Source organism: Nonomuraea lactucae (assembly GCF_003313395.1).
GTDB lineage: Bacteria > Actinomycetota > Actinomycetes > Streptosporangiales > Streptosporangiaceae > Nonomuraea > Nonomuraea lactucae.
In genome coordinates, this window is sequence record NZ_QNFZ01000260.1 from 1 (window position 1) to 11,399 (window position 11,399).

Sequence of the window (11,399 nt, forward strand, 5' to 3'; positions counted from 1 at the left end):
GGCCGCCCATGGTGCCGCAGGAGCGGTGGTCGCCCTCGGGCCGGGTGGCCGCCGGTGCCGTCGCCGTTTCGGCGTGGCCCCTGTCGAGGCGGCTGCCGAGACCGTTCGCGTGGGCGGTGCGCGGGAGCGGGGCGGTGCTGCTCGTCCGGGCCGCCACGAACCTTCCCCTGCGGCGGCTCACCGGCGTCTACGCGGGCGGGCGCGCCGTGGACGTGAGCCGGGGCGTCTCCATCGAGGCGTCCGCCGAGGAGATCTGGCCGCTGGTGAGCGACTATTCGGTGTTCGCCCGGATCATGCCGGACGTGCGGGAGATCCAGAGATCCTCCGACGGGCGGAGCTCCCGGTGGACGGTGAACGGGCCGGCCGGCGTGCCGATCAGGTTCGACGCCGCCGAGACCAGGCGGGAGGAGGGGCGGGAGATCGCCTGGAAGACCACGGACGGCCGGCTCGTCTCCCATGCCGGCGTGCTCCGGCTGGTCCCGGAGACGCCCGGGCGCACCCGTGTGGAGGTGCGGCTCGCGTACAACCCGCTGGCCGGAGCCACAGGTCACGCCGTGGCGCGGCTGCTCGGAGCCGATCCGGGGACGAGGCTGCGCGACGGCCTGCTGCGCTTGAGGCGGCATGTGGAGGGCCGGGCGCGGGGCGTTCACGCCGGAGGCTCCCGAGCCTGGTAGCGGCGGCGTTCCGGGACGACTACGCGGCCCGCGGCGGGTAGAGGACCAGGTAGGGATGGAGGTGGAGATCATGGGCGAGAAGCACTGGGACATACAGATCGACATCACCGAGAACGATGACACCACGACGGCGCGGGCGACCCTCACCATGCCCGCGGAGGCGCCGCTCACGGGGTACGGCGAAGCGCACCGCAACCCCGTGGACCGGCCTGCCGCGGAGATCGGCGACGAACTCGCCGCAGCGCGGGCCCTGGACGACCTGACCAACCAGTTGCTCAGCGTGGCCAACCAGGACGTCGTCCGGAACGCGAGGTTCTCGCGGTCCCCGATGCCCCCCGGTTGAGTCCGCGGAAATGAGGGGGTGAGCCCGCGGCGCGGGGCCGGACCGGGTCCGGCCCCGCGGCGTGCGTGGGGGAGGCCGGGTCAGCCTACGTCGATCCGGTCCAGGTTGGGGCCGCCGGCGGCCCCGGTCGCGGTGGCCCGGAGGGTGTTGGCGCCCGCGTTCAGCGGGACGTTCACGGTGACCGTCTGCCAGTTGGGCCACGCGCCGGTGGGCGGGAACGCCACCTCGTCGCCCGCCACGGCGCCGTTGACCGCGATGTCCATCGGCCGGTTGGCGGTGGTGCCGTTGGCGAAGCGGAGCGTCACGGGCACCGTGCCCGCCTGCGCCGCGGTGATCGCGAACTCCACGTAGCCGCCCGCCACGTTGGTGTAGTTGACGAAGCCCGTGCCGCTGAAGCCCGCGTGGTTGGACTCGACCACGCCCTGCGAGATCGTGGCGTTCTCCGCCTCCAGCGTCTGGCCGCCACCGGGAGCGCAGCTCTGCGTGGAGCCGCCGGTGGCGCTGGTGCGCAGCGCGCCCCCGCCCGTGTTGCGGCTGTCGCGCACGCAGTAGCCGGTGATCGACTGGAAGCCCAGGTCGTGCGGGCTGCTGGAGCCGCGTCCGGCGGTGAAGCGGTCGAAGGTGACCGTGCTTCCGGTATTTGCGATCACCGCCGGCCGGCAGTCGTTCGAGGCGAACCGCACAGAGCTGTCCACGAACCTGATGTCGTGCGCGTTGCGCACGTACCAGCCGTAGGCCGGGCGGGTGCCGATGCTGACCGGGTTGTAGTTGTTCGGGTCGTTGCTGGGCACGCCGGTGCCCATGCAGCCGTTGCCGCCGGGGACGGTCAGGTGGACGTTGGTGAACGTCACGTCGCGGATGCGGTTGCCGGCCGCCGACTCGCCCCAGAGGGTCGCGGTGAAGTTGGCGCCGCTCTGGCCGGACGAGGTGACGTTCTCGTAGGTGATGTCGTGGATGCGGCCGACTCCGGGGCTGTCGCCGCACCTGCGGCGGGTGCCGACCTTCTGCATGATCGCGCCGCGTACGTTCGTCATCGTGATGTCCTTGTAGTGGACGTCGGAGATGACGGTCCCGTCCATCGAGACCATGCCGAGCCCTGACTTGTTCGAGCCGTTGATGGAGATGCGCTCGAACCGGTAGCCGGTGAAGTCGCCGCAGGTCTCCGAGCCGAACATCAGCGCGTTGCAGCACACGGCCGACAGGCGGGTGTCGGTGACGGTCACGTTCCCGTTGTCGTAGGTCCGGCCGAGAGCCCAGTCGCTCTTGAACGCCAGGGCGTCGTCGTTCGCCGCGATGTTCGCGTTGCGGATGGTGACGTTACGGGCGTTGATGACGTTCCAGCCGTCGCGGTCGCCGGCCGTGTCGATGCGCAACCCGTCCGAGGTGATGTCGTCGCAGGCGTTGGTGAGCATCGCGAAGTGGCCGCCGCGCCGCAGCCGGATGCCGTTGACGGTCAGGCCCTGGCAGCGCGTGAGTGAGATGATCTTGTCGGCCTCGCCGGAGCCGGGGTTGCCGGTGATGAGGTGGCCGCCCCCGTCGATGGTGCCCGAGCCGACGAACGCGATGTCGGTGAGGCGGTCGCCCCAGATCATCGCGTTGTGGAAGTGGCTGTGGCCGTAGTCCTGGTAGTCGTCGTTCGGGTTCGGCTCCGGCGGGTCGTAGTCGTCGTCGGGTGAGCCGAGGATCGTGGAGCCGCCGTCGAGCTGGATGGTGACGTTGCTCTTCATGTGGATGGAGTTCGCCGACCGGTACGTGCCGGCGGGGAACTGCACGATCCCGCCTCCGGCGCCCGCGGCGGCGTCGATCGCCCGGTTGATCGCGGGGGTGTCGTTCGTGGAGCCGTTGCCCGTGGCGCCGTAGTCCCTGACGTTGTGGACCGCGGCGCTCACTGTGGTGCTCGCCCCTGCGGGTGGGGAGGGGACGACGGCCGAGAGGACGGCCAGGCCGGTCAGGGCTGCGGCGACGGCCCACTTCCGGCTCCAGGCGGCTGCTCGGGCTAAGGCGGACTCGCTCATGACTCACTTCTCCTGACTGAGAGTCGGTTGCCGACCTTAGGCTCAAGCTAGGCTTATAGATCCGATGTGACAAGGGTGGTTCGGCGGGATTTCGGTCTCTGTCCGGCAGAATGCGCTAGAGACATCGGGTGAATAGCGGCGTTACCGCTGCAAAGGGTTTCCGTATTTGCCCCGGTCGCTACGCTGAGGGCCGTGATTCGTCCCGCGACTCCCGCCGACGTGCCCGCCGTCCTCCAGCTCATCCGCGACCTCGCCACGTACGAGAAGGCCCCGCACGAGGCGCGGGCCACCGAGGAGCAGCTGCGCGCCGCCCTCTTCGGCGACTCGCCCGCCGTATTCGCCCACATCGCCGAGGAGGACGGCGAGGTGGCCGGCTACGCGATCTGGTTCCTCAGCTTCTCCACCTGGCGCGGGACGCACGGCATCTACCTGGAGGACCTGTACGTGCGCCCGGACCGGCGGGGCGGCGGCCACGGCAAGGCGCTGCTGGCCGAGCTGGCCGGGATCTGCGCCCAGCGTGGATACCACCGTCTGGAATGGTCGGTGCTCGACTGGAACGAGCCGGCCATCGCGTTCTACCGTTCAATAGGCGCCGTGCCGATGGACGAGTGGACCATGTACAGGCTGACCGGCGAGCCGCTCCTGCGGCTCGCCGGTCACGCCTGAACTGCACGCCTGAACTGCACGCCTGAACTGCACGCCTGAACTACACGCCTGAGTGCGAGCGGTGCGACATCCCGCTCGACGCGCGGTCGAACATCTCCGTCTCCGCGCGCCGCTCCTCCGTCTCCCGCTCGCGGACGGCCTCGGGCAGCGTCTCCTCCAGGCGGAGCGCGACCCCGAGCGCGAAGAACGTGGGCGCCCACTCGCCGATGAAGATCCCCCAGCGGTCCGCCCTGTCGACGCCCTGCCGCTCGGCCATGTTCGACAGCATCCACGACGCGCAGGCCAGGCCTATCGACGCGGCGCCGGCCAGGTACGCGTGGTGGGACCTGATGCCCATCTTCCGCAGCATTTTGATCATGTTTCCCCCCTTGCTTCGGTGCTGCTACCCCCCTGGCGCGGAGCGGTAACCCGAGCTTGTCCCGCTTTGCCTGGACTTGGGGTGTGAGCCTGCCCCCAGCGGAGCCGCGCACCGGGCGGAAAGGACGGCGAGCGCCTCCAGCAGCTCCGGCGGCCCGTCCACCTCGAAGGGGGTGTCCAGCATGAGGATGTGCAGCGCGAGCTGCAGCGGCGTGTCGCCGCCCGCGTGCACCACGCAAGTGTGCTCGTCCACCGGCTCCACCAGGACCGACTCGGGCACCCTGGCCAGCACCTCGGCGGCGGGCGCCGCCACCGTCACCCGCGCCCGGTGGCGCGTCAGGGCCGTGTCGATGCCGCGCGGCACCACCTCCGGCGGCGGGTCCAGCCGGGGGCTGAACCTGGGCCCGGGCGGCACCCGGGGCGCCAGCCGGTCGACCCGGAACGTACGCCAGTCAGCCCGCCCGACGTCCCACGCGATCAGGTACCAGCGCCGCCCGGTGTGCACCAGCCGGTACGGCTCCACGTCCCGGACCTGCTCCTCGCCGTCGTGCGTGCGGTAGTCGAAGCGCAGCCGGTGCCGGTCGCGGCAGGCGGACGCGATGGCGGTGAGCGTGTCGGACGTGACCGTCGGCCCGTCACGTGCCAGGGACACGGTGTGGTCGTGCAGGGCGTTGACCCGGTGCCGCAGCCGCGCGGGCAGCACCTGCTCCAGCTTCGCCAGCGCGCGCAGGGAGGTCTCCTGGATGCCCTCGACGGTGCCGCTGGCCGCCGTCCGCAGGCCCACGGCCACCGCCACCGCCTCCTCGTCGTCGAGCAGCAGGGGCGGCAGCCTGGCGCCCGCGCCGAGCCGGTAGCCTCCGGCGGCGCCCGGCACCGCGTGCACCGGGTAGCCGAGGTTGCGCAGCTTGTCGATGTCGTAGCGGATCGTGCGCGGGCTGACCTGGAGGCGTTGGGCCAGCTCGGCACCGGTCCAGTCGGGGCGGGTCTGCAGCAGCGACAGCAGGCGGAGCAGCCGTGCCGAGGTTTCCAGCATTCCCCCATTATCGCGGCAAACAGCTTGCCACAATGGGTGAGATGGTCCTTCCATGAGCGAAGAGATCCGCACCTTCAGCGTCGACATCCCCCAGGCCGACCTCGACGATCTGCGCGAGCGGCTGTCACGTACCCGCCTGCCGCGCCAGCTCCCCGGCGCCGGTTGGGAGCGGGGCGTGCCCGCCGCGCACGCGACCGGGCTGATCGACTACTGGGCGAACACCTACGACTGGCGCGCGTACGAGGCGCAGCTCAACTCCCATCCGCAGTACGTCACCGCCATCGACGGCCAGGACATCCACTTCCTGCACGTCCGCTCGCCCGAGCCGGACGCCACGCCGCTGATCCTCACCCACGGCTGGCCCGGCTCCGTGGTGGAGTTCCTCGACGTCATCGGCCCGCTGAGCGACCCGCGCGCGCACGGCGGCGACCCCGCCGACGCCTTCCACCTGGTCATCCCCTCGCTGCCCGGCTACGGCTTCTCCGCCCCGCTCGCCGAGGGCGGCTGGACGCTGCGCAGGATCGCCCAGGCGTGGGCCACGCTGATGGCCCGCCTCGGCTACGAGCGCTACGGCGCCCAGGGCGGCGACTGGGGTTCGGGCGTCTCGCGCGAGCTCGGGCGCGTCGACGCCGATCACGTGATCGGCGTGCACATCAACTACCTGCTCACCTTCCCCACGGGACAGCCGGGCGAGCTGGACGGCCTCGGGGAGGTGGACAAGGCGCGGCTCGCGGGCGTGGAGAGGTTCACCGGCGATCTGGGCGGCTACATGGCCATCCAGTCCACCCGCCCGCAGACGCTCGGATTCGGCCTCGCCGACTCGCCGGCCGGGCAGCTCGCCTGGATCGCGGAGAAGTTCCAGGAGTGGACCGAGGACGGCGTCGACCTCGACCGGATGCTGACCAACGTGTCCCTCTACTGGCTGACCAACACCGCGGACTCGGCGGCCCAGATCTACTGGGAGTTCACCCACGCCTGGAGCATGCCGGAGCAGTCGACGACGCCGACGGGGGTGGCCGTCTTCCCGTTCGACTACGCGCTGCCCGTGCGCGCGCTGGCCGAGCGGATGGAGAAGATCGTGCACTGGAGCGAGTTCGAGCGCGGCGGCCACTTCGCCGCCATGGAACAGCCGGACCTGCTCGTCGGCGACGTCCGCGCGTTCTTCCGCTCGCTGGGCTGATCCCCAGGGCGGGAGCACGGGGGGCGTGGGCGGGATCACTCACCGTTGCCTTCACTGGAAATGGCGAGATCGTTCAGTGGTCCGATCGTGACCGGGGCGCGACCAACCCCCCATTGTGTCGCCGTAACGTCCTCACGGTGCCCGATATGGAGCCGGATGTGAGTATCGATCCCGCACCCTCGCCGAAGCGTGATCCCGCCCCCCTGCCACAGCGGGACGGTGCCGAACGCTGCGACAGCGTCGACTCCGGACGGCGCTGCGTGCTGCCACCAGGCCATCCGAGCCCTCACGTCTACCCGCCGGCCGAGGTGACCGAGTAGGGCGTCCCCCCGGCCCCCGGCCATGATCTCCGGGATCCGTAAAGGGCTCGTGCGGACTGCGCAAGGCCGCATTCGATCACGGGTGGCGGGGGCATCAAGCGGCTATGCACACGATTGTCCAGCGCAGGTCACGCCTGCTCGCGGTCCTTGTCCCAGCCCTGCTCGCCGCGGGTTGCGGGGCGGGCGGAGGCACGCAGGCGATGAAAGGCGCGGCCGGCCCCGGCGCGCCGGCGACCGGCAGGAGCGCCTGGCCGACCGGCGACACGATGCCCTCACCCGTGGGGACAGGCGCCGGGGAGAGCGAGAACTCGCCGCGTGGAGCCGTCCAGGTCTACTTCGCCGCGCTCAGGTCGGGCAACGCGGAACAGGCCGCCGCCGCGTTCACCCCCGACGGGCTGGCCGCCGTGCAGGGGTCGCCGACCGCGGAGGGCACGCAGGCGCTCCGCAAGCTGTATCAGGAGACGCTGGCGGGGGAGCAGGCGGGCAAGTACCAGATCCATGAGACGCGAAAGCTCGGCGACGACCGGGCGTTCGTGCTGGCGACCAGCGAGCAGGACGGCCAGAGCTACAGGGAGTTCTTCCTCCTGGACAAGTCCGGCGGCGGCTGGAAGATCACCCGCTACATGAGCAACCAGGAGGTCTAGTCCCAAGGCCGTGAAGGCATCCGATGCCGCCGGCAGACGAGCATCGCCATGTCCAGCGGCAGGCCGATCACCGCCTCCACCGCGTCACGGTCGAACAGCACACCGGAGACACCGGGATTGTCACGCGGAATCGCGGACAGCACCGTGCCGTCGCCGCCGCCGACGTCCACGACGGACGCCCCCGGCGGGAAGGGGTACGCGGCGGCGATCGAGTCCCGCCTGGTGGAACTCCTGCCCGCACAGCAGAGTCAAGTCCCGGAACGGGTTGCCGTCGCGCAGGAGCTCACCGACGGGACCTGCGGAGTAGCCGGCCGGCGAACGGCGGCGCAGCAGACCGAGATGGCTCAGGAACCGGATCCTGCACTCGGGCACCTCCACCTCCACCTCCAGGAACACATCAGCGCCCCCGGAAGGTCGAGCGCTCCCATGGGTCTTTCCGGGTGCGCCGCTGGATCCTGGCCGTGGGTTCCGCTACGGCACCCACCTTCCCCGGTTGAGGGGCGGCCGTCGGACACGCGTTCGTACCCGCCCGGACAGGTTCTTGTCAGGTCCCCGGCCGTCTGAGAGATTGCCCGGGGTACTCTCGATCATTTGTCTCGGAGGTCACGCGTGTCACACTTACGCCCCGCCCTCTTCGCCGTCGCCCTCACCCTGGCGATGGCGACCCCCGCCCAGGCGGTGACCGGCCCCGCCGTCACCGTGGAGAACGGCCGCACCCAGCCGGTCTTCTCGTATCCGGACGCGGTCCGCGAGCACGTGTACGTCGAGTCGAGCGTCGACAGCGACGGCGACGGGCGGCTGGACAAGGTGCGTGTCGACATCATCAGGCCCAAGGAGTCCGGCCCGGGGCTCAAGGTGCCGGTGATCATCGACGAGAGCCCGTACTACGACAACTCCGGGCGCGGCAACGAGGCGGAGCGCAAGGTCTACGACGCCGCCGGAAATGTCACGAAATTCCCCCTCTTCTACGACAACTACTTCGTGCCCCGCGGATACGCCGTCCTGAACGTCGACATGCTGGGCACCACCAGGTCGGAGGGCTGTCCGGACATCGGCGGCAAGGCCGACGTGCTCGGCGGGAAAGCGGTCATCGACTGGCTGAACGGCAGGGCCAGGGCCTTCCGCGCCGACGGCACGCCCGCCGTGGCCGACTGGACCACCGGCAAGGCCGCGATGATCGGCAAGTCGTACGACGGCACCCTGGCCAACGCCGTGGCCGCCACCGGGGTGCGGGGACTGGAGACGATCGTGCCCATCGCCGCGATCAGCTCCTGGTACAAGTACCAGCGCTCCAACGGGGTGGTCTACAGCTACGACTACGCCTCCTGGCTGGCCGACTACGTCGACACCGACCCCGAGGCCAAGTGCCAGGCCGTACGCGACCGGATGGACGCCGAGGACGGCGACGACACCGGCAACTACAACCGCTTCTGGGCCGAGCGCGACTACATCTCCGGTCTGCTCGGCGACGCCTCGAAGGTGCGCGCCAGCGTCTTCGTCGTCCACACCACCAACGACCTGAACGTCAAGCCCGACAACTTCTCCACCTGGTGGCAGGCGCTGGCCGAGCGGAACGTGCCCCGCAAGATCTGGGTGGGCCAGTACCACCACGTGGACCCGTTCGACTTCGAGGGCCGCAGGGGCGTGTGGGTCGACACGCTGCACCGCTGGTTCGACCACTGGCTGCACGGCGTGCGCAACGACGTCATGGCCGAGCCGCGCGCCGATGTGCAGGTGGGCCCGACCCAGTGGATCAGGCAGCGCGACTGGCCGGCGCCGCTCGCGGCCAGGACGGCGCTGCGGCCGGCCGCCGACGGCTCCCTCGGGATGAAGCCCGCCGCCAGGGGCACGACGGCGTCGTTCACGGACGTGGCGCTGCAGGAGTCCGACATGATCGCGGACGTCGGCGCGGTCAAGCCGGGCCGCGTGGCGTTCTCGACCGGCCCGCTCCCGCTGGACATGCGCCTGTCGGGCACGCCGACGGCGGATCTGAGGGTCAAGCTCGACAAGCCCACCTCCAACCTGACGGCCCTGCTCGTCGACTTCGGCGACGACACCAGGCTGGACTGGCGGCGCGGCCAGGGCATCACCACGCTGCCCGAGGAGGACTGCCACGGCGAGAGCACCGCGGCCGACGACGCCTGCTACAAGAAGATCGTCACGAACGTGGCCGACCGCCCCGCCGAGATCGTCGCCCGCGGCTGGATCGACGTGCAGAACCGCGACTCGCTCAGCAGGTCCGCGCCGCTGCCCGTCGGGACGTACGGCAAGGTCAAGTGGCAGACGCTGCCGCACGACTACACGTTCAAGAAGGGGCACAGGATCGCTCTCGTGATCGCGGGCACCGACGCGACCTACAGCGAGGAGCGGGGCACCGGCGCGAAGGTGACCGTCGACCTGCCGGCGAGCAGCCTTACCGTGCCGTTCGCCCCTGGCACCCCGCTGACGAACGTGCCGAAGGACAAGTCGGCCTTCCGCGGGCCCGACAGGTTCGAGCTGCCGCAGCCGGAGCGGGAGTTCAGCTTCTTCTAGCTCCGTCCGTCACTCTCCGTGGACCCGGCGGACCGCCCGCGCGGCGGTCCGGCGGTCCGGCGGTCCGGCGCGTCCAGGCGTCCGGGGCCGGGTCCGGAGCCGTGGTCAGTAGCGGCTGCAGTTCGTCCAGGAGCCGCCGCCCTGACTGTCCTGCACGTACGCTCCCGGGTCACGGGCGACCGTCCACGAGACGCGCAGCCTGAACGTGCCGCCGCTGGTGGCGGTGCCCGCGGTGGTGCGGCCGTCGCCCCTGGCGACGCCCGCCCACCGGATGACGATCGTGCCCGTCCTGGTCACGGGCGGGCCGGGGCAGGCGGGGCGCGACGCCGGCGCCTTCACCCTGAACGACCTCCCGGACACCACGATGCCGCCCGACCCGGTCGCCGACGTGACGCGGCAGGTGCCGCTCCCGCAGGCCAGCGTGAACGTGCCCGTGCGGCGTGCGCCGAGCTTGACCGAGGCGGGGGACAGGGCGGCGACGGGCGGGCGCGGCCGGGGCAGTGCCGCCCGCCGCGTGGGAGTGCTCCTCGGCCGGCCGGTCTCGTCCCGCCGCATGGTGCCGGGCACCGAACGGTCGCCGCTGGAATCGGCGGGGCTCATGGTCCCGGCCACCGTCGGGTCCGTCTGCGCCCGACGGCTCTCGGTGGCCGTGGGCGCGGTGGTCGCGCTCGGGGACGGGGCCGGGTCGGCAGGGGGCGGTACGGCCACCGCCGGGCCGGACGACGGGCGGCCCTCCGGTGCCGGAGTCGTCGCCGGGCCGGGCGCGGACATCTCGTTGACCATGGGCATCCGCTGGCGGGCGTTGAGGCCGGACCAGGCCAGTCCGGCCACCAGGAGGCCGACGCCGACCAGCAGGCCGACGCGGGCCACGGTCCTGACCGTGACGACCGTGTCGGCGTCGTTCTCGTCGGGGCGGTTCCGCCAGAACTCCTCGCCGCCGCGCAGCTCCACCACCTGGCCGGTCTCGGCCGGCCGCGGGGCGGGGAAGCGGGCGGCGCCGGCGGGGACCCGCTCCCACGGCGGTTCGGCGGTGACGCCACGGGCCCACGCGGGGCCGCTCCCGTTCCTCTCGGGCAGGACGGCGGTGGCGAGCACGCCCGGCAGGGATCCCGCGCCGGCTTCGTCATCCGGCAGGGGGGCCAGGTCGAGCTCGTCACCCGGCACCGGGGCGCTGAGGATCATGGCGCTCTTCGGCGGTGTCCCTGCCACCATGCGGTCCGAGGGCAGGCTGGTGGGCGGCTTCCGGCGCGCGGGCGCTCCGTCCGGTCTGCCGGGATCCGGGCCGTGCGTCCATGGTGGGCCATCGTCCGGGTGGTGCTTCCAAGGCGGGCCACCTTCTGTCCGGCGTGAAAGAGCCGGCTCATGACCGGCCGGGCCGCTGCTGCTCCGGTCATGAGCGGACGCCGCTGGAAGGTTCCGGTATGGCGCGCCTCCGCGGGTGCGGCGGACGATGGCCCAGTCTGGGGACCGGTCCGGTGACCGGTCGGCCCGGGCTGAGACCGGGGCGGGGGATCCATCCCCCGGGGCGGGAAGGGGGTCGGCCGACCTCTCCTCCCGGGCGAGCGGCCCGTCCCCACGGTCCGGGAGCCGGTCGGCGCGGGCGGAGGCACGGTCCGGGAGCCGGTCGGCGCGGGC

Annotated in this window: 11 protein-coding genes; 6 read left to right on the forward strand and 5 right to left on the reverse strand. The window is 71.8% G+C overall.

Going from position 1 to position 11,399, the window contains the following annotated elements:
* Together DQW85_RS16860 and DQW85_RS16865 are read left to right on the forward strand one after the other, a co-directional pair.
* Positions 1-674 (forward strand): SRPBCC family protein (locus DQW85_RS16860; protein WP_205315182.1); only part of this gene is annotated, 674 nt, incomplete at its 5' end.
* A 55-nt stretch (positions 675-729) separates the two neighbouring features.
* The gene (locus DQW85_RS16865; protein WP_240197235.1) at positions 730-1,017 is read left to right on the forward strand and encodes a DUF1876 domain-containing protein; all 288 of its coding nucleotides are present in this window, start codon (positions 730-732) and stop codon (positions 1,015-1,017) included.
* Between the two features lie 80 nt (positions 1,018-1,097).
* Here the strand turns inward: DQW85_RS16865 and DQW85_RS16870 are convergent, their stop codons facing one another.
* Positions 1,098-3,032: a glycosyl hydrolase family 28 protein gene (locus tag DQW85_RS16870; RefSeq protein ID WP_113701257.1), complete on the reverse strand. Its 1,935-nt coding sequence runs from the start codon at positions 3,030-3,032 to the stop codon at positions 1,098-1,100.
* Between the two features lie 192 nt (positions 3,033-3,224).
* Here DQW85_RS16870 and DQW85_RS16875 point away from each other — a divergent pair, with 192 nt between their 5' ends.
* The gene (locus tag DQW85_RS16875; protein ID WP_113701258.1) at positions 3,225-3,698 is read left to right on the forward strand and encodes a GNAT family N-acetyltransferase; all 474 of its coding nucleotides are present in this window, start codon (positions 3,225-3,227) and stop codon (positions 3,696-3,698) included.
* 40 nt (positions 3,699-3,738) lie between these two features.
* Here the strand turns inward: DQW85_RS16875 and DQW85_RS16880 are convergent, their stop codons facing one another.
* Positions 3,739-4,056, reverse strand: coding sequence for a hypothetical protein (locus tag DQW85_RS16880; protein ID WP_113701259.1), 318 nt, complete (start codon positions 4,054-4,056; stop codon positions 3,739-3,741).
* Positions 4,057-4,080: 24 nt separating this feature from the next.
* Entirely contained in the window at positions 4,081-5,088 is a 1,008-nt protein-coding gene (locus DQW85_RS44540) for a helix-turn-helix transcriptional regulator (protein WP_162795054.1), read from the reverse strand.
* Positions 5,089-5,140: 52 nt separating this feature from the next.
* Between DQW85_RS44540 and DQW85_RS16895 the strand changes: the two genes are divergently transcribed.
* Entirely contained in the window at positions 5,141-6,268 is a 1,128-nt protein-coding gene (locus tag DQW85_RS16895) for an epoxide hydrolase family protein (protein ID WP_113701261.1), read from the forward strand.
* Between the two features lie 424 nt (positions 6,269-6,692).
* Positions 6,693-7,232 carry a YybH family protein gene (locus tag DQW85_RS16900; protein ID WP_162795055.1) on the forward strand — a complete coding sequence of 180 codons (540 nt, stop codon included), beginning with the start codon at positions 6,693-6,695 and terminating at the stop codon, positions 7,230-7,232.
* Here the strand turns inward: DQW85_RS16900 and DQW85_RS16905 are convergent.
* Positions 7,229-7,402, reverse strand: a complete 174-nt coding sequence (locus tag DQW85_RS16905) for a hypothetical protein (RefSeq protein ID WP_162795056.1) — start codon at positions 7,400-7,402, stop codon at positions 7,229-7,231. The two genes, DQW85_RS16900 and DQW85_RS16905, sit on opposite strands and share 4 nt — an antisense overlap.
* Positions 7,403-7,841: 439 nt before the next feature.
* Here DQW85_RS16905 and DQW85_RS16910 point away from each other — a divergent pair, with 439 nt between their 5' ends.
* Entirely contained in the window at positions 7,842-9,764 is a 1,923-nt protein-coding gene (locus DQW85_RS16910) for a Xaa-Pro dipeptidyl-peptidase (RefSeq protein WP_113701264.1), read from the forward strand.
* 105 nt (positions 9,765-9,869) lie between these two features.
* Here DQW85_RS16910 and DQW85_RS16915 read toward each other — a convergent pair whose 3' ends face one another.
* Positions 9,870-10,976, reverse strand: a complete 1,107-nt coding sequence (locus DQW85_RS16915; protein ID WP_162795057.1) for a hypothetical protein — start codon at positions 10,974-10,976, stop codon at positions 9,870-9,872.
* Between the last annotated feature and the right edge of the window lie 423 nt (positions 10,977-11,399).

What these genes read in the sequence shown, in the direction of transcription:
- DQW85_RS16865 (WP_240197235.1), top strand. Translation starts at nt 730, where the DNA reads ATGGAGGTGGAGATCATGGGCGAGAAGCACTGGGACATACAGATCGAC.
- DQW85_RS16870 (WP_113701257.1), bottom strand. Translation starts at nt 3,032, where the DNA reads ATGAGCGAGTCCGCCTTAGCCCGAGCAGCCGCCTGGAGCCGGAAGTGG.
- DQW85_RS16880 (WP_113701259.1), bottom strand. Translation starts at nt 4,056, where the DNA reads ATGATCAAAATGCTGCGGAAGATGGGCATCAGGTCCCACCACGCGTAC.
- DQW85_RS44540 (WP_162795054.1), bottom strand. Translation starts at nt 5,088, where the DNA reads ATGCTGGAAACCTCGGCACGGCTGCTCCGCCTGCTGTCGCTGCTGCAG.
- DQW85_RS16895 (WP_113701261.1), top strand. Translation starts at nt 5,141, where the DNA reads ATGAGCGAAGAGATCCGCACCTTCAGCGTCGACATCCCCCAGGCCGAC.
- DQW85_RS16900 (WP_162795055.1), top strand. Translation starts at nt 6,693, where the DNA reads ATGCACACGATTGTCCAGCGCAGGTCACGCCTGCTCGCGGTCCTTGTC.
- DQW85_RS16915 (WP_162795057.1), bottom strand. Translation starts at nt 10,976, where the DNA reads ATGGTGGCAGGGACACCGCCGAAGAGCGCCATGATCCTCAGCGCCCCG.